General features: G+C 58.7%; 14 protein-coding genes and 1 pseudogene. 4 read left to right on the top strand and 11 right to left on the bottom strand.

Annotated elements, in window-relative coordinates; all coding sequences use genetic code 11:
* Window positions 1-103: 103 nt before the first annotated feature.
* The gene (locus ACFVSI_RS00955; RefSeq protein ID WP_387819095.1) at window positions 104-988 is read right to left on the bottom strand and encodes an arginase family protein; all 885 of its coding nucleotides are present in this window, start codon (window positions 986-988) and stop codon (window positions 104-106) included.
* A gap of 116 nt (window positions 989-1104) precedes the next feature.
* Here ACFVSI_RS00955 and ACFVSI_RS00950 point away from each other — a divergent pair, with 116 nt between their 5' ends.
* On the top strand, window positions 1105-1761 hold the full coding sequence (locus tag ACFVSI_RS00950; protein ID WP_387819094.1) for a TetR/AcrR family transcriptional regulator: 657 nt from the start codon (window positions 1105-1107) through the stop codon (window positions 1759-1761).
* A gap of 304 nt (window positions 1762-2065) precedes the next feature.
* Here ACFVSI_RS00950 and ACFVSI_RS00945 read toward each other — a convergent pair whose 3' ends face one another.
* The 10 genes and pseudogenes from ACFVSI_RS00945 to ACFVSI_RS00900 all read right to left on the bottom strand — a co-directional run bounded on the left by ACFVSI_RS00945 (window position 2066) and on the right by ACFVSI_RS00900 (window position 12058).
* On the bottom strand, window positions 2066-2749 hold the full coding sequence (locus ACFVSI_RS00945) for a GntR family transcriptional regulator (RefSeq protein ID WP_387819093.1): 684 nt from the start codon (window positions 2747-2749) through the stop codon (window positions 2066-2068).
* Window positions 2750-3127: 378 nt separating this feature from the next.
* Window positions 3128-3373: pseudogene (locus ACFVSI_RS00940) on the bottom strand (amidase family protein); the annotation flags it as partial.
* A gap of 274 nt (window positions 3374-3647) precedes the next feature.
* A complete protein-coding gene (locus tag ACFVSI_RS00935; RefSeq protein WP_387819092.1) occupies window positions 3648-4643 on the bottom strand; it encodes an ABC transporter permease in 996 nt (331 codons plus the stop codon).
* Entirely contained in the window at window positions 4640-5569 is a 930-nt protein-coding gene (locus ACFVSI_RS00930) for an ABC transporter permease (RefSeq protein WP_387819091.1), read from the bottom strand. The genes ACFVSI_RS00935 and ACFVSI_RS00930 overlap by 4 nt, the downstream gene beginning before the upstream one ends.
* Before the next feature lie 83 nt (window positions 5570-5652).
* Window positions 5653-7173: a sugar ABC transporter ATP-binding protein gene (locus tag ACFVSI_RS00925; RefSeq protein WP_387819090.1), complete on the bottom strand. Its 1521-nt coding sequence runs from the start codon at window positions 7171-7173 to the stop codon at window positions 5653-5655.
* Between the two features lie 58 nt (window positions 7174-7231).
* Window positions 7232-8311 (bottom strand): substrate-binding domain-containing protein, encoded by a 1080-nt coding sequence (locus ACFVSI_RS00920; protein ID WP_387819089.1) that lies wholly within the window; start codon window positions 8309-8311, stop codon window positions 7232-7234.
* A gap of 330 nt (window positions 8312-8641) precedes the next feature.
* Window positions 8642-9442: a sugar phosphate isomerase/epimerase family protein gene (locus ACFVSI_RS00915; RefSeq protein ID WP_387819088.1), complete on the bottom strand. Its 801-nt coding sequence runs from the start codon at window positions 9440-9442 to the stop codon at window positions 8642-8644.
* A 3-nt stretch (window positions 9443-9445) separates the two neighbouring features.
* Entirely contained in the window at window positions 9446-10246 is an 801-nt protein-coding gene (locus ACFVSI_RS00910) for an SDR family NAD(P)-dependent oxidoreductase (protein ID WP_387819087.1), read from the bottom strand.
* Window positions 10247-10358: 112 nt separating this feature from the next.
* Window positions 10359-11426, bottom strand: coding sequence for a carbon-nitrogen hydrolase family protein (locus tag ACFVSI_RS00905; RefSeq protein ID WP_387819086.1), 1068 nt, complete (start codon window positions 11424-11426; stop codon window positions 10359-10361).
* A gap of 242 nt (window positions 11427-11668) precedes the next feature.
* On the bottom strand, window positions 11669-12058 hold the full coding sequence (locus ACFVSI_RS00900; protein ID WP_387819085.1) for a VOC family protein: 390 nt from the start codon (window positions 12056-12058) through the stop codon (window positions 11669-11671).
* A 926-nt stretch (window positions 12059-12984) separates the two neighbouring features.
* On the opposite strand from ACFVSI_RS00900, the gene ACFVSI_RS00895 reads away from it, so the two are divergent.
* The 3 genes from ACFVSI_RS00895 to ACFVSI_RS00885 are packed head-to-tail and all read left to right on the top strand — an operon-like array spanning window position 12985 to window position 17421.
* Complete coding sequence (locus ACFVSI_RS00895) at window positions 12985-13323, top strand: hypothetical protein (RefSeq protein WP_387819084.1); 339 nt, start codon at window positions 12985-12987, stop codon at window positions 13321-13323.
* Window positions 13320-16883: a MobF family relaxase gene (gene mobF, locus ACFVSI_RS00890; RefSeq protein ID WP_387819083.1), complete on the top strand. Its 3564-nt coding sequence runs from the start codon at window positions 13320-13322 to the stop codon at window positions 16881-16883. The genes ACFVSI_RS00895 and mobF overlap by 4 nt, the downstream gene beginning before the upstream one ends.
* A 19-nt stretch (window positions 16884-16902) precedes the next feature.
* A complete protein-coding gene (locus tag ACFVSI_RS00885) occupies window positions 16903-17421 on the top strand; it encodes a hypothetical protein (RefSeq protein ID WP_387819082.1) in 519 nt (172 codons plus the stop codon).
* Window positions 17422-17500: the final 79 nt, after the last annotated feature.

Here is a 17500-nt window from a genome sequence, read left to right as displayed (position 1 = left end):
CCCGTTCGTTGTTCACCCTCTCATTCAATCGCATTTTTGATGTGAACGCATCGGATAATTGCGCATACCTTCATTCGTCCGACCACGCCGCGGGCCATGGCCACTAGAGGAGAGGGAATCCTTCCAAGACAGTCTTCAGGCGCATCACTTGCCTTGGTATGAACTCCGCAATGGTCAGACCTACAACGTCAACCTCCTCGGAAATGTCCGCCACTACTCTCCGCGCCTGCGAGATCGTAAGCCCACCAACGTCGGCGCCAAGGCCCAGTTGAACCTCATCGGAATCGATCGTGTCGACGTCGAAGTGAATCGCAACCCGGGTCGCCCCCGTCTCCCGTAGCCAAGCAATCAATGCTGAACTGTCCGTGCGCAGTCCGTCAGGTGGAAAGACTGAAAGACCCCAGTCCTCGGCAATGGCGGGGAGGGAATCATCCGTCCAGTCGTGCATGCCCACAAGCGCGACACGAGAGGCCGGAATAATCGCGGGAAGACGGCCCAGGATCTCGCTGTCGCCGTGACCCGTAAGAGCTGACACGACCATGGCGTGGTAACCAGGGTAGGCGCTCTCACCCGTGCCCATGTCTGGGTGGGAATCTATCCACAGGATGGCTAGACTCTCTCCGTATTTCTCGATCAAGGCTGAGAACGGCGCGAGGCTCACTCCGCAGTCCCCACCAAAAGTGGTGATGCGTTCTGCATTATGCTTTCGCAAGATAGCGAATGCAGCATCAAGTTGAGCCAAGACCGCCGTCTTCGCTTCAATACCATCCCGCTTTTCCAATCCTTCATCACTCAGCGTCACTGGAACGAAGTCCGTTGGGCCATCATGAGCCGGCAAAACGGCTTGGAGAACCTGAGTACCGACCGCGTAGCCCCGCCTAGCCGTCTCAAAGGGAAACTCTGGGGCTAAGGTTCGGATGCTGTCAGTTCCCGCTCCCTGCCATTCCGGCCAGACCAGACGAAGGTGAGTCGATGGTTGCAAGTTCATTTTTCTTCTCCTCAAGAGGGACCAGGGAAGGCGAATATCTATAGCCTAGTAGGTTTTCAACGGGAGGCGCCTCTGTGAAGGTGTGATCGACATATAGTCGTTGGAGGAGGACGCTATTGAATCAACAAGCAACGGACGCCATGGAAGGGACTTATGGGCCACGTAGCCGAAAAGGGGTCAAGTACCAGCGTGGTGAACTGACCCGCCAACGAATCCTCAACAGAGCGTGGGAGGCCTTCGCAGCGCGGGGCTTCAACGGCGCCTCGATGAATGAAATTGCAAAGGCTGCTGAAGTAACGCTGGCCGGGTTGATCTTTCACTACCCCAACAAGATCGAGCTGTTCACGTCCGTACTCCGTGCTCACGAAGCAGCCGACACCGACAGTCTTCTGTCGGCGTTAGGGACAGAGCCAACCGGGTTTGAGGTTCTTGACGCATTTACGCGCACAGCGCGAGCAAATGCCGAGCGGTACCAATTTGTCCTGCTCACCCACCTCAACAATGCCGAATCAGCGTCGAGCCCGGACCACCCCGGCAGAGGGTTTGCCCAGCGTCACTACCAATTCAGCCGACAACTCGTGAAGGATGCTTTTCAACGGAGCATCGACTCCGGCGAAGTGCGCCGCGACGTTGACCCCGAGGCGATCGGCATACAAGTGGTTGCGATGAGCGAAGGAATCGAAAACCAGTGGCTGCAAGAACCCGGATGCATCGATCTGGCTGAGTCATTCAAGACTTGGGCTGAATCGCTCAAGAGCTCACTGCGTCCCTGAGACATCTGCTTTGGCCGTTTGCATCCGGTTGCAGACGCCCCTCTTGCTTCGTCACGAGCGTGTATCTACTCACCTCTGGTCAAACAGTTCTGAAGTCTTCTCCGGGCGGCACCTACAGATCTTGTGCGGGGGACTACAGATGCGCCCAGCCCTGGGATACCCCTTCTGCTGCTCATCCTTTTCAAAAGGCTGTACAGCTAGTCCACATACAGTGTGTCGTCGCGGGCTGGGGCGAATACTTCGATGGCCACCGCGACCCTGCCGGCCACCATGAAGGGGCGGGCTTCCAAATCACTCTGCAGCATCAGACGACCTCGTTGCTAAAGCGCGCCACACCTGCCCTGGTGAGGGCTTCGAGGTTCCCCAGAATGAGCAGGCGGTGTTGACGCACCGCAACTTCGAGTTCGGCCTCGTCAGCACCGCTCATAGCGAGATCCAAAATCTCGCTGTGCTGTTGAATGGTGGACTGGGGCGGCCCAGGGAGATGGGAACCTGGGAGGTGGGAGTAGGTACTCTCCAGCACGATCTGGGCAGCGTCCCGTTCACTATCGAGGATTTTCAGGAGATGTGTATTGGGGCATGCTGCGCAGAGCGCAGCATGAAACTTTTCGTTGAGCTCCGCAAAAAGAATAGGATCAAAGTTGTTCAGTGTTCGCCGTAACTCCTCGTTGATCTCCTGCGCCTCGGCGAGTTGCGCGAGACTCATATTTTTCAGTGACTTCGAGGCCGCGATCCCCTCGATGTAAGCGAGGGTCTCGATCTGCTCACGAAAAAGCAGAATGCTGACACCCGCGACCACCGCGCCGGAGTGCTTACGGATTTTCACTAGCCCGTCCGCTTCGAGCCTGGCAATCGCGTCGCGAACCGGGAGATTACTGGTACCGAATTTCCCGGCAACCTCGGAAAGCACGAGGCGATAGCCCTCCGAATACGTGCCGGAGAGAATGCGACGCTTGATTTCCCGATATATATGTTCTGATTTCAGCATGCCAGATGTTCCCCGTTCGTTCATAACATCATACGGAACATACGACCTCAGACACCGGCAGGAGCATGGTCACGAACGCCAGATTCCGCAGTCACCGCGGAATCTCCTGTGTGATTGGACGCGCCGTCAACCTTGCAATGGAGCCATTGTGTTCATCCGAGACGCCATTCCACTCATCAAAGGTCACGACCTGAACCGGGAATGCTGGGCAAATCAACGCGTCCGCCTGCTGAAAGACATCCTTGTATTCGGCTCGCAGACTAACTTCGACGGTGACAATGATCTCCCACGCAGCAGTGGCGCGTGGGAGATCACGGAACCGAATAGGGACCGCCCGCGCACCCGGTCCCTCAAAGTGCTCTACCCACTCACGACACCTCACCACGTCGTCCGGGATATTCTCCAGGAGCACCGCATCGAGTCCTCAACGCAGACCCGATAATGTCGAGAGCGAAACTGGATGTTGGGCAGGCGAGCGGAGGGTGGACGGGTCACTGGGGGCGTAACCTTCCACGGCGGCGAGCGTATCGAGCCGCCCGTGTCGGAACCGAAGGCGTCGAAGCATATGCCCATCGTTGTCGCCACCGCCGACCCACTGGATGAGGCACCTGACCAGAATTCTGGTGCCCAAGGTGTTAGTCGGTGGTATGTACCAGGAGGCCAGCGTCCGGATTGAAGCGAATGCCAGCTGACTGTCGATCACTTTACCCATTCACGCCTCCTGTGTTGCTGATCGGGCTAGCACCGTTCCTTGGTAAGTTTCTGAGTCCGGTTTATCAACGTACTGACGACCGCCCTTCGAGTGCCACTTTGAAGGGCGGCTCAACTTGAATAAACCACGTCACTCCTTAGCTTCCTAAGCGGTTGTTAAGTGCGCAGAGTTGCACGAAAGACTCTGTCAGAGTCGAAGGCTCTTCTGCCGGCCGTATAGGAGGACCATTGCCAGGAAAATCAGCCCGTAGCAGACTTGGCGCATAGCCGGGGTAAGGTCGATCGCGGTGAGGAGTGCCGTCAGCACAGTCAACATCAGTGCTCCGCTCACCGTGCCCCAAAAGCTTCCTGTCCCACCGGTGAGCGCTGTCCCACCAATAACGACGGCGGCGATACTTAGCAGGGTGTACTGACTCCCGATGGAAATACTGACTGAACCTGCGTAGCCTGCTAGGACAATTCCTCCGAGTCCGCCAGCAATGCCGGACAGGCAATACGTGAGGACCACTGTGGGATTTACCCCTATACCGGCCCATCGCGCAGCTGCCCGGTTCGCCCCTACGGAAAGAAGTTGTTTGCCAAAACGAGTACGGGTCAGCACGAATCCGACGACAACCGCTAAGGCGAGGACCGCGTAAGTCACCGCGGGCAGCCCCAGAAGGATCGGCTGCTGAACGAAATCGATCAGTGCCGGCGACGGTCCGCCAGGCGGACGACCGTTCGTCAGCACCAAAGAGATCCCGCCGAGCACCCCGCTCATGGCAAGGGTGACGATCAACGGAGGCAATTTCAGCAGGACGATGCCTACGCCTGTTAATGCTCCAACTGCAGCGCATACCACCACCGCCGCGACGATCCCGTTTACCGTGCTCTCAGACTGGCTATTCATGACCGCTGCTCCGGTGATCGCCGACAGGGTAACCAGTGCGCCAACGGATAGATCAATGCCCTCTCCCCCACTCATCACCACAAGTGTTTGGCCGAGACTAATCAGGGCGAGCAGAGTGGTGATAGTCAGGATAGAAGCGATCTGTCTCGGCGTTGTGAAGCCTGGTGCGATCAGGCCACCGAGGAAGAACAGCGCAATAGCGACCGTGAGTGCCAGCCCGGTGGGGCCAAACTGCCGCGCCAACCTTTCCCGGGGAGATACGCGGTCCGTGGCCTTCTCGAATGCTGTGATCATGAGGTTTTCACCTTACTGGTCCGGGTGACGCTTCTAAGGAGCGCGAACAGAGCGGTCCTGACTCGGCGCAGAGACAGCGCGAGCAGGATGGCAAGGCCATAGGCCAAGGGCTGCCACTGCGCGGGCAGCCCAGAAAAGGAAAGGAGCGTCTGGAGAAGCCCCAGCGCCAGAGCCGCGAAAGCAGTTCCGACAAGGCCTCCCTGCCCTCCCGAAAAGCTCGCACCTCCCACGATGACCGCAACGATAGATGGAAGGACGAGTCCGAGGCTCGCAGTGGGCTCGCCAGTTCCTGTTATGAGCAAAGCAGCTATTGCCGCCAGGCCGGCGAATACCCCGGCGATCACGTATGCACTGATACGCACTCCTTGGACAGGCACACCGCTTACATAAGCAGCTGTGGGGGAAGCCCCAGCAGAGTATAGGTAGTCGCGGTAGCGGGTCCTCATCAAGCAAGTCCACAACGCGATGAGGGCCGCGGGGATGAGTATCGCGTTTGACACGACGAGCGCGTCCTTGTTGAACCAAATGACCACGCTGAGGGGCACTTGACCACCTGACGAGGGCAGCAGAACGAGTGCTAGACCACCAAAGACGAAGCTTGTCCCGAACGTAGCAATGATGGGTTGCAGCCGGGCGAGACTGATCGCTAACGCATTGACCAGCCCACCGACGGCACAGACGACCAGCACGGCCAGCAAACCGACTAGGATTTCCATCGGACTGGACTTGGCGTTGATCATAGTGACGGCTACCGCGCTGCCCAGAGCGGCCAGCGCTCCTATCGATAGATCGATGCCTCCAGTAAGTATGACCACGGTCTGCCCCAGCGCGATTAATATGAGGGGCAACGAAGTCCTGATCGTGCCGTTGAAGGCCAGTAAGGAACCTGAGTTCGGCGCCGTGATGAGGTAGACTATGAGCAACACGCACAGAAGCAGTCCTGCCAGCGTCCATCCTGGCAGAGGACGACGCGGTTGAATGTTCCTCGGCGCTCGATGCTGGGTGAGTGTCATAGTTCGGATTCCTCCCGGACTCCCATTGATGCGGCGACCAGCGCCTGCTTGTTCAAACTGGGACCCGCGAGCTCCGCGACGACTGCGCCATCATGAAACACGAGCACCCGGTTGGCGAGCTCGAGCAGTTCCTCGTCCTCACTCGAATACAGGAGAACGCCTATGCCCTCTGCTAGCAATTCACGGAGAACAGCGTAAATGTGTCGTTTTGTCATGACGTCCACCCCCTTCGTTGGATCATCGAGGACAATGACCCGCGGCTCATTTACGAGAGCGCGGGCTAACAGCACCTTCTGCGCATTGCCACCGCTAAGCGACGAGATCGGTGCCGACAGTCCCGCGCTTTTCACTTGCAGGCGCGTTGCCCATTCGGCTGCCACCGCCTCGGTCTTTTTCTTAGGCAAGACCCAGCTCAGCCCACGGAAAGCACTGGCCAGAAGGTTTTCGGATATAGGGCGGGGTTTGAAGGCTAGTTCGGACCGGTCGCCGCCGACATATTGTATTCCTCTGTCCATGGCCTCTGAGGGAGACAGCGGAAGCAGCTGCTTGCCGTCGATCAAGATTGTTCCAACCGGCTCGGATGATTGGCCGGCGATCACCCTCAGTAGCGCAGTTTGCCCCTGCCGCTGAAGCCCGCCCAACCCAACTATCTCTCCCTGGTGGAGAGTGAATGTAGTGGGCAGGACCCCACTTGCCCCGACCCCTTGAACCTCTAGAATCGACTTTCCGGGCTTCACGATGTCGATATTGCTGGACCACTCGCTGTGAGTGACAAGTCCCTCTGCTGAACCAGTCATCGACGACACCACAGACTCACGCGTGACATCCTCGATTGGGGCGGAAAGGACGGTCTTTCCGCCCCGCACGACGCAGACTTGGTGTGCGATGGAAAACACTTCATCCATCCGGTGGGACACGAAGATGACACCCATTCCGTCCTGGCACCATTCTTCGATCAGTGATGAGAGACGTGCCACTTGGGAGCGGTCTAAGGTCGAGGTGGCTTCATCGAGAATCAGAAGCTTTGGCTTCCTGGCGACGGCCTTCAAGATTTCGACGATTTGGCTCTCGTCCGGTGACAGATCGGACACCAGCGTACGGGGGGTAACGGAATCCCGGTAGAACCCTGAGAACAAGTTCAACATCTCTGCGGCGCCGGCATTCTGCCGGTGAGCCAAGCCCTTGCCTTTAGGCAGTTCCCGACGGGCTCCAAGCCATATATTTTGAGCAATGGTCATGCCCGGTACAAGGCTCAGCTCCTGCGCAACGGCGGCGATGCCAGCGCGCTGAGCCGCTTGTGGGGACCGTGGCGTAAAAGCCGCGGAATCAAAAATGATCTCGCCGCCGTTTGATGAGGCCGCTCCGGTGAGAATTCTGGTTAGAGTGCTTTTTCCGGACCCATTGGCTCCGAGCAGGGCCACAACGTGCCCGCTGTCGACTGTGATGTCGGCAGCGGACAGGGCCATGGTTGCGCCGTAGCTCTTTCGTATTCCCGTAGCTGTCAAAAGCTGCGGCATGACATTTTCCTTTCCCGTGCTGCTCCGGGAGAAACGAGCTGCTCCCGCAATTGGAGAATCAGAACCAAAGGTTCAACGCCTGTTCTCGAGTGACCAAGTCGCCAGAATAGGTCGCGGAGTCGGGCAGATTGGCCGACTTGTCGATCAGCTGCTGATAGTTGTCATTGGTGATCTCAAGCACCGGCAGGAGCAGAGGCTTCGATTCCTTGGGCTGGCTGCCGTTTTCGAGAACCTCCATCGCAACTTGAAGCGCGGCGGAACCAATTCCCTGCGGCTGGATGAGGTTGGCCGAGTAGATATTGAAGTCGGGGTGGCTCGCTTTTGTCTTTGCCGCGAGCCGGAGCCATCCTACTGATCCCTCGCCGTTAATAGCCGGCAGCGGATTCACGTTCGCACTGAGGAGGCTCTGGAGGACGCCGTATGCGACCCCACCGCCGGATGCCCAGACACCGTCAGGCACGTTGCCGGCCGCGAGCCAGGAGGAAGTGACCTGCACGGCGGTGGCGGTATCCCAGTCTCCGTTCAGGGTGCCAGCGATGTCGACTCCAGGGTTGTCAGCACGCGCGGCGTTAACAGCATCGATGCCAAGCTGGTCCGCCGGGTAGCCGGCGATGCCGTCGACGCGCAGGAGTTTGCCCTGCCCTCCCATCTGATCCATGACCCAGCGGGCGTCCCGCTCGAAGTTTCCGCGGTAGTCGGCTCCTACGTTGATGACACCCTCAAGGTCAATGAAGTTGTCCATCACAATGACCTTGATCCCTTGAGCCATAGCTTGAGTGAGGATGGGGTTCAGTCCGGTAACTGAGGAAGCGGTCAGGACGATGCAGTCCACTTGCCGGTTCATGAGCGACTGGATCTGGCGGACCTGTCCCTGAACGTCGGTGTTTGCGACTTCCTCAACAATCGGCGCAAGCTTTCCTGCATCGATGTAAGGCTGAGCGGCCGCTTTGAGGCCTTCGAGCATCTGCACCCGCGGCTCTTGTGAAAGGAGCGTATTTGAAAAGCCGATGGTGTACGGCTTATCGTCGCCCCCGCTTTCGGGCGACACTGAGGAGCACCCTGCTGTTGCAAGAAGGGTGGTAGCGAGAACTGCCAGGGCTGTGAGCCCGCGCCGGGCTCGCTGATGCCATGCGTACATAAACTTTTTCCTAACGTACTTGCCCGGGGGCGAAAAGGGTGTGTGGGGTCTCTCAACGGAGTCGTCGTTGAACATTCGCTACCGAGAGGAGTGCCGATGCGCACACAGGGGTCGCGTCGTGGCATTACAGCGATGCGACGAAGGGGGGAGTGATTGCTGCGTCCATGTTTGCTGACGCAACCTAGCACGATGTGCTCTTAGCTCATCATACTTGTGATTTCTAGGGCTGTAAATACGTTTCTTGATACTTGTGAAGATTTTCATTTGCCTTTCTAGGTCTGCAATCAAGTGTCGACGCCCCTAAATTGGCCGGGCACGACGATGCGTTGCTCAGTCGTTGGTCTCTAAAAACCGGGTAACCGCGGTGAATAGTTCCTTGGCATAGCGACGGGGACCTATGTCATGCAGACGGTCGTTATCAGGAACCTCGAAGCTAATTGGGGTGTTGCTAGGCAAAGTTCTGAGAAAGGCTGCGAGTGGAAAGTGGCCTTGCCCGGGAGCTAGGCGTTTCGTAAACGCTTCACGGGAGAGATCAATGTCCGACCTCATGAGGCCGTCGGAAATTTGGACGTAGGGCGCTGTCTGGACGATTCGCTCGGGAAGGGCGCTGAGGTCTTCCCCCATTCGAACGAAATGAAGCGTGTCGATCAGCACGGATCCACCTGATGCCTGCGCGAGTCGTTCGGCCGCGGCAAGTGACCGCGTTTCGCTGAATATGAACGGCTCAACCATGACCATCAAGCCATACTGGCGGGCTACCGCCGCGACGGCCCCGAAGCGCTGAATTGCCAGGGCTTCATCTGCAAGTAGATTCATAGCGATGACATATTGGGCGCCCAGGGTCTTAGCAACTGAAAACAACTCGTGAAGCGAACTGATATCGAGATGGTCATCGACGCGGATCACTTCGACGTCAAGTACCTGTACGGAGAATTGGTCAAGAGTTCGCTGGACTTTTTCGAGTTCCGCTTTGTTGCCCATGAGGGGGTAGGGCAGTCGTGGGTGGGGGGCTGCAAGCCGTAAATTCACGAAATCAAAACCTGCTTCGCCTGCCACTTCGACGAAGTCGACTGGGTGAACCGGGATCATCGTGAGGCTTGCCAAACCGATGAGGCGTTGACCGATAGCCATTTCCTAGCCGAGCTTCGGGAGACGGCAGCCGAGCACGCCGCCATCGACGACAATTGTTTCGCCGTGAATGTATCGAGCTAGATTACTAGCGAGGAAGACAGCCACTCCTGCGACGTCTTCAGGTGTCCCCCATCTGCCAAGCGGGATGTCCTTCGCGTAGCGGTCATACGCTTCTCCTAGCACGCGACGGTCCATCATGGCGGTTTCGATGTGCCCTGGTGCAATCGAGTTCACCAGGATGCCATACTGCCCCAGCGAGGAAGCCACGCTCTGTGACAGCAGCTTTACTGCCCCCTTCGATGTGCTGTACGGAATGTAGTCCGCAGATCCCTTGTAGCTGGCGATACTCGCCATGTTGATGATCGATCCCCTTCGTCGGGGGATCATCACTTTTGCTGCTGCTTGCGTCGCCAGAAATACCCCTTTCACATTGATGTCCATCACCCGGTCGAACTCCTCTTCGTCCAGATTGACCCAATCCTTGCCTTCAAGAATGCCCGCGTTGTTTACAAGCACATCGAGACCACCCATGTCTTCCGCAGCTTCCACCGCTGCTTGGACTTGAACACCTTTGGTTACATTGCAGGCGACATAGGCAGCTTGCACGCCCATCTCCCCAGCTAGGTCATGGGTGGCTTCGCCTCCCTCTCGCGGATCCGGTCGAACGTCCGCGATGACTACGTTGGCTCCATGCTTGGCGTAGGCAAGGGCGATGCTCCGCCCATTGCCACTTGAACCGCCGGTTATCAGGGCGGTTCTGCCCGTGAGCAGGCCCGTCTGGGCATGGTTTCTTAGATCGTTCATCTCTCAATTCCTTCAAAAGGGGGCTTCATCGCAAGGGTTTGTACTCGTTTAGGGGCTAGGGGGAGTTGGGCGCCACGAGGCAGCCGCGGTTTTCCAGTTATTGCGGCAATGACTACTGAAGGTCGATGGAGGGAAACTCATGAAACGCTTTCTGCTCTGCCGGTGCACCGGGATAGTCACCCAACTGGACTGGAAGATCCAAGCTGTCCCTGGGCCCCTGGGTGCCGGAAAATTCAAATGACTTGGGGCTTGATTTGTCGACGTGCAGGCGAAAGATGCTCGGCCGCGAGTAGTGACCGACTTGATCGATGACATTTTTCGCAGTGAGAATGTCGCTCAAGTCGATGTCAGCGTAGAGGACGCCTTCCTCGCTCGGGGCCAGCGGCGTTGCCAGTTCTGTGCCGTCGGGGCCATAAATTCGGCTTGTACCGCCGTGGAGGTGAGCGAGTTGGCGCTTGGCGTCTGTGTCCGCCATTAGGGTGCTTCCTGCATGGTCGAAGATTGCAGTGCTGCACAGGACGAAGCACTGATTCTCCATCGCGTACATGCGGTTAATCGTTTCGTACGCCTCGGCAGTGAAGGGTTGGTAATACGGCTGAGTCACTGCGGGCCATGAAGCGACGTGAATCTGTTCTCCGAGGCCATTCATTGTGTACTTCAGGAGCGGCTGCATATGCTCCCAACAGCTGAGGGCTCCCACCCGCCCTACGCCGGGCAGATCGAACGTCAGTATGTCAGACCCATCCCCCTCTCCGAAGAGTCCGCGCTCGGCATGGGTTGGTTTGAACTTGCGACGTAGCCCTTGAATGCGGCCAGTCTCATCGATTACGACCTGTGAGATGTAAAGCGATCCCGCATTTCGCTCGCTCAGGCCGAGGACAACAGAGACCTCGTGATCCATAGCTGCCTGCTGAATCCGTCGTATCTGAGGGCTGCTGATTTCAAGGGAATTCTCGTAGTACCGCTTCACGAACCTGCTAGGCCATTCGGAGTTTGTTTCTGTCCAAAGAAAATGCGGGTAGCCAGGGATCCAGGATTCAGGGAAGCCGATCAGCTTGGCGCCCTCGCGGCCGGCTTCGCCCATCAACCTAATGGTCTTGTCGACGGTGGCGTCCGCATCAAGCCAAATGGGGGCAGCTTGAACGACGGCAACACGCGTCTTCGTGAAGTAACTAACCAAGTTGGAGTCCTTTCATTTTTGGCGGTACGGCGGCGCTATCGGCCGCCGATGGAAGCGAGGCATATGTTGTCCCCGTGTAACGCGAGAACTAGCCGGGCGGGGAACGGAACTTGCCCGAAGGAATCGTGCCCGGCGCGTTTACAAGTTTTCGCTTGGTCTGCGGCGATCCGGGGCTTCGATAAGTTCGAGCATGACTTGCATGGAGTCGACGGTGTCGAAGTAGGCAAAAGCGCCGTCGTTGTCTAGGCCGTAGCCGCTTCCGGCTTGTACCGGACGCAGCCCTCGACTTCAAGCCGGCCCAGCATCTCGACAAGCGACGGAACCAGGAAGCCAAAGTGATGTACTCCATAGCCGCGTGCTTCGATCCACTCCGCGTATACGGAGTTGCCGCTCAGAGGCTCAATGAGCTCTATCTGAGGACCTTCCCCGGCAAGTGCGATGCGGAAAGTGCAGTTTGCGGTTTGGCCGCGGTAAGTGAGATTTGGGACGACTGCGCTCGAGAAAGTGTAGATCGCCCAATTTTCCAGACCGAGCACTTCCTTGTAGGTCTGAATTCCAAGCGCGAGATCTGGGACAAGGACGCCAATCTGAGTCAGCGTCAAGCCTTGAAAAGCGTGTGGCAAGTTTGTCATGTCTCATGTCTCCAGTGTTCGACCCGCCGAGCGGTTGTGAGTTGTGGCAAGCGTTGGACAGCTGCAGCGATCCTGCCTTGCAGGGTCTCCCTTGCCTAACTTTCATGTACGGCTGATGACCCCGGCTGGCGGCCGCAAGGCGTAAGGCATCCCCGCTTGCGTGGCGGTATGAGCCAAGGTGGGGACTGGACTCGGTTAAGTCTCGCCATCCCCCAGCCTTCCCATCGAAAGCTGAGCCATTAGGATCTATCGGTGCCCAGATCCGAAATCGTATATAATCGGTGTGACAAGTCTTACAGAAGAACACCCTTATTTGTTCCTAAGTTTTGGATGCCCAGCTATACCTAATTCATATAGCTACTCCCACGTGCTTGTGGAGAGGCCGTCTGCCGAGTGCCCGCCAGTCCATGCGCGAGATTCCATATTGGCAGCACGAAGAACAGGCACTTACAGCAGTGGCTCACCAGATAATCGATGTTGCCCCTTACTGGCCCAAGTCGCATCCTGGCGGACGCGACGGAACGCTCCGTGAACACCAAGAACGCGTGGCGAAAGGTCGCCACGTTGGCGGCCCTGCCCGCAGCGACGCCGTCGTCGGCCAGGCACGGATGCAGACGCCGCCTGGGTGCAGAAGTCGGTACCCGATGTCGCTGGCGCGGCCCAGCTTGGATGGCCTACATGAGATGCATCAGGAACAAATAGGTTGCCTGCCCTAAGCCTCGTCGTTCCTTTGGACCAGTTTCTTCGCGTCCTGCTCCTGTCTGAGCCGCGTTGCTGACAGGCATCCGTCTCCATAGCCACCAAGGCAGATTCCCTCGCCTGCACGTACCATCTCCCTCGACCTGTCCCGCCGTCACCAACTTCACACCTCTGGCATCCAAGGCGATTCGTCATGCTGGCTAGCGGTGGGGCGTGTATGAAACGTTGTGAACAAGAAGAATCAACAGCCCGCAGATCAAAGGACCAGCGATTGCCAAGCACACATCGGGCGCCTTGCGACCGAACTGCGATCGCAGTCCTCGGAGCTCGACCGTCTCCACGCCATTTACGACGAGCTCGACACACGGAACGGCCTTCTCCACAACGAAGTCCTCCGCCTCAAACGAGCTCAACGGACTAACGTCCAAGACCTCGCCCACGTTGCCGCTGCCCTGGTCCACGTATCGAAGGCAAAGGGCGTAGCCCTGGACCCCACCACAGTCGGCATCCTCCGCCGTCGAGGTTGGCTGCCCAACAAGAGCAGAACGGGGGCGCTTCGTGCATGACCATGTCGATAGCTAGGCTCTCAACAAAGTCCGGGCTGAAGTACCTCTTCAAATCCACCATGCTGGACGACGTCACCATCGTTCCGAGTGACACCATCAGCTACTACACCAAGTCGGGAACTCCCCAAGGCCAGTGGGTCGGAAGCGGGCTCGACGGGATCAACCGCAAGCCCGGCGACAAGGTCACCGAGTCCGACGCCAAAGCCATCTTCGAGGACGCCACACATCCGGACACCGGCAACGCCTTAGGCAGGCCCTACAACCAACCCACCATCGCGGAAAAGGCCAGTAGCCAGGGACGTTCCAAGCAATCCGTCGCCGGCTTCGACCTCACCTTCAGCGTCCCCAAATCCGTCTCAGCACTCTGGGCTCTCAGTCCCCGGAATCTCCAAGAGCAGATCCTCAAGACCCACCTCGAAGCAGTGGACGCAGCCCTCCAATGGCTGGAGGACCTAGTCATCAACACCCGCTCGGGCCGCAACGGCATTGCCCACCTCGGAACCCGCGGAGTAGTCGCTGCAGCCTTCGACCACTGGGAATCCCGCGCCGGTGATCCGCAACTTCACACCCACGTCGTCATCGCCAACAGAGTCCAAAGAATCACCGACAACGCCTGGGTCACCCTCGACTCACGCTCCCTCTACAAAGCCGTAGTCGCGGCAAGCGAACACTACAACGGCCTCCTCTTCGACGCTCTCAAAGGCAACCTCGGCACCGACACGGACATCCGCGCACCTGCACAGAACACTCACAACCCAAGCCAGCAACTCACGGGAATCTCGGAGGAACTCATTCGCGAGTTCTCCAACCGATCCCGGCTCATTGACGTCGAAACAGATCGCCTCATCAACGACTGGATCATCCACCACGGCAGCCACCCCGCAGCCACCACCATCGTCAAGCTCCGCCAACAGGCCACGCTCACCACACGCAATCCCAAAGACTCAACGCCCACTCCCCTTCGCCAGCTCTCGGCCCAATGGCGTGAACGCGCTAAAGCCAAGGGCCTCGACCCCGAAACCGTAGTCGCCTCCACCATCCACCGCTCACGCTCACGCCCGTTTAGCGTCGGCGACTTAGCCCCGGACTGGATTGCCGCCGTCGGGCATGTCACGCGACAAAGGGTAGCCGCCAAACGATCCACCTGGAATCGCTGGAACCTGATCGCCGAGGGCGAGCGGGTTTGCGCGGAGATCCGCTGCTCCTCCCCCGCGGACCGTAACGCCATGATCGAGGCGGTAGCCACCGGAGCGGAGCGCCAGTCCGTGCCGCTCAACGAATACCGTTTCGCTCTCCCGACGGATGCCAGCGATGACCTCAGCTTTGCTGGACGCAGCGTCTTTGACTTCCACGGCGCACGCCTCTACACGGATGAGGCGACGCTCGCCTTCGAGGAAGAAGTGCTGGCAGCAGCGAACGACGACGGCGGCCCGGTCGTAGCGGTCGAGCCCACCTTCGAGCCACTCGCCTCATACTCCAGCGAGGAGGGTATGCAACTTGCTGATGACCAGCGGGCCGCAGCCTCGCAGGTCCTCGTTAGTTCTCGTCGCTTGGACGCAATCGTCGGCCCCGCCGGCACCGGGAAGACGACAACTCTCGGTGCAATCAAATCTGCCTGGGAATCCACGTTCGGCGTCGGCAGCGTGGTCGGCTTGGCTCCGGCAGCTGCGAGCGCCGAGGTGCTCGGGATTGGGCTTGGCATGGTCACAGAGAACGTGACGAAGTGGTTGCATGAGTCCGTTGGTTCGGGTGCGAGCGAAAGAGCCAGTCAGTTCTTTGCAGCGGAAGCTCGGCTGACGACGATGTCCAGTAGGGGCCGCGTCAGTGCCCGCTTTGAGCAGACGGCAGCCCGGTTAGCTGCAGAACAGAGCCAGTGGCGATTTAGGCGTAACCAACTGGTCGTAGTCGATGAGGCATCGATGGTGTCGACAATCCAGTTGGCCTCTCTGGTCAGGCAAGCGCAGGACGCTGGAGCCAAGATTGTGCTGGTCGGCGACCCTGCCCAGCTCGACTCGATCGATGCCGGAGGCGTTCTCGGTTGGCTCGACCGGCAAGGCAAGGCAGCGCGGCTGAGTACGATTTGGCGTTTCGAGCACGAGTGGGAGAAGTTGGCGTCTTTGGCGCTGCGCGATGGACGCATTTCTGCTCTCTCTGAGTACGAGCAGCACGACCGGATCAGCCGTGGCGTTTACGTGGCAATGGTGGACGGTGCGTACGCTGGGTGGCGCGATGATGTCCTCGCCGGTCGAGTGTCCGTGCTAATCGGACCCGACAACGAGACCGTCAAGATGCTCAATGAGCGAGCCCAGGCTGACCGTGTCGTATGCGGCGACGTCGATGCCGAGCACACGGTTGTGCTGAGGGACGGTCTCCGGGCGGGCCCCGGCGACCAAGTTATCGCTCGGAGGAACGACCGGACGATTCGCGACAGCCAGGGTGACTTCCTCCGCAACGGGACGTTGCTTGAAGTTACTGAGGTGGACAGCCGGAGGGGTTCACTTCGCGCCATCCGAAAAGACACCGGCGCCAGCGTTCAGTTATCGGCCGCATATGTCGAGATCGCATTGGAACTGGGCTACGCAACCACCGCCCACCGGTCCCAAGGCCTGACGGTGGACACAGCCCACACCGTCGTCACCCCCGGTCGACTGACACGAGAGCTGTTGTACGTGAGCATGACCCGTGGGCGGCACTCCAATGTTGCCTACGTCAGCGAAAACGATCCAGATGAGGAAGAGATCCTCGACCCAACTTCACGCGTCGGTTGGCGATCAGTCCTAGGCGAAATACTGACCGCTGAGGGAGCTGAGCGGACAGCCCACGAGGTCAGGGATTTCGAGCGATCCCGTGCCGACGGCCTCGAACGGCTAAGCCGGGAGTACGACTACTTAGCACAAATAGCGGCTGGCTTGGATTTGTCGAAGAGTATCGAGTCGCAGTGCGCCGGTGGCGCCGACGCGATGATGGCTTCACCTGCATGGGGCGCAGCCGTTGCGGCATGGCGCAAGGCGACCAACGTTAGTCGCCCGGGGGCACAACGCGTACTCGCTCAGGTCCTTGATGCCGATGCCACCGCAGACGACGTCACGGCCGTGGTCCACGCCCGTCTCCGCAGATTCTGTTCTCTAATGCCGGAGTTAGCTTCCGACCCACTGACAGAGAGGCTCACCGACACGCGTGAAGATCTGGCCTTCATGCTTGGACAGGTTCGACGGCGGATCGGGAACCGAACAGAACAAGTCGCCAGAACAGCGATGCTTGAGGAGCCCGAATGGAAGACAGCTCTCTTCAATGAGCTCAACCCTCATACCGAAAGCTACGAAGGAGCGTCGCTTGTTCGGAGCGTTGCCATCTATAGGGACCGCTGGGGCGTCCACGACTCGGCTTTGCCTCTTGGCGCTCGGCCCGCCGAGTGGGACTGGGAGCAAGGCAGGCAATGGCAGCAGCTCCGAGACTCACTAACGCGTGCTCGCCGTCCGTTGACTGTATCCTCGACTGCCGCAGATTACCCGTTGCTTCCGACCCAGCAAGGCCTTACCAGCAGTGGCTGGCAGCTTTAAACTGGAAAGGGAGCAAGCCATGCAGATCAACCCCGTACTCAGACCACGAGTCGCTACACCCGCTCTGATCATATTGAGCGCCGTGACAGTTGCCGTCGCCCCGATTCTGATCGGACTTACCTCCTCGATGGCGGGCTCATACCTAATGGTTGCGCCCGTTGCCGCAGTGGCCGTCATCCTCCTTGCCGCGTGGGTCCAGCGCATTCGCAGGCTCGGTCTGTGGAAATCCGCAACGAGGGAGAAATGGAGCCGACTTGAGAATCTCAAGCAGGCTGGCGCGACAACCACGGAGGTGACAGTACTGTCGGTCGATGAAGTGCAGCCCACGGGTTCATGGATCACGATCCGCTGGAACCGCCTTGACTACATCCAGCCCGCATGGATCGAGGCACTGCCAGAACCCCTCTGGCCGGGGTCGGTACTTCTCATCAAACCAGATCCTAGACAGATTCAACCAGGCAATCCCTGGCCCTCGACCTATCGAATCTTCGCTGACCAAATCCTAGCGTGGGCTCCGCTCAACTATCAGCATCGTTAGAGGAGCTCGAAACGCCAGCTTGTCTCAGCTACTCGAGCGCGCGCGGGGAATTAGCTCGCGGAGTTCAGCCAACCCCTGC

This window comes from Paenarthrobacter sp. NPDC057981, assembly GCF_042886835.1.
GTDB lineage: Bacteria > Actinomycetota > Actinomycetes > Actinomycetales > Micrococcaceae > Arthrobacter.
Note: the sequence above shows the minus strand (reverse complement) of the source record. Positions and strands in the feature narration are given on the sequence as shown.

Bases quoted from the DNA above. Each gene is read 5' to 3' on its own strand.
- ACFVSI_RS00955 (WP_387819095.1), bottom strand. From the start codon at position 988: ATGAACTTGCAACCATCGACTCACCTTCGTCTGGTCTGGCCGGAATGG.
- ACFVSI_RS00945 (WP_387819093.1), bottom strand. From the start codon at position 2,749: ATGCTGAAATCAGAACATATATATCGGGAAATCAAGCGTCGCATTCTC.
- ACFVSI_RS00935 (WP_387819092.1), bottom strand. From the start codon at position 4,643: ATGATCACAGCATTCGAGAAGGCCACGGACCGCGTATCTCCCCGGGAA.
- ACFVSI_RS00925 (WP_387819090.1), bottom strand. From the start codon at position 7,173: ATGCCGCAGCTTTTGACAGCTACGGGAATACGAAAGAGCTACGGCGCA.
- ACFVSI_RS00920 (WP_387819089.1), bottom strand. From the start codon at position 8,311: ATGTACGCATGGCATCAGCGAGCCCGGCGCGGGCTCACAGCCCTGGCA.
- ACFVSI_RS00915 (WP_387819088.1), bottom strand. From the start codon at position 9,442: ATGGCTATCGGTCAACGCCTCATCGGTTTGGCAAGCCTCACGATGATC.
- ACFVSI_RS00910 (WP_387819087.1), bottom strand. From the start codon at position 10,246: ATGAACGATCTAAGAAACCATGCCCAGACGGGCCTGCTCACGGGCAGA.
- ACFVSI_RS00900 (WP_387819085.1), bottom strand. From the start codon at position 12,058: ATGACAAACTTGCCACACGCTTTTCAAGGCTTGACGCTGACTCAGATT.
- mobF (WP_387819083.1), top strand. From the start codon at position 13,320: ATGACCATGTCGATAGCTAGGCTCTCAACAAAGTCCGGGCTGAAGTAC.
- ACFVSI_RS00885 (WP_387819082.1), top strand. From the start codon at position 16,903: ATGCAGATCAACCCCGTACTCAGACCACGAGTCGCTACACCCGCTCTG.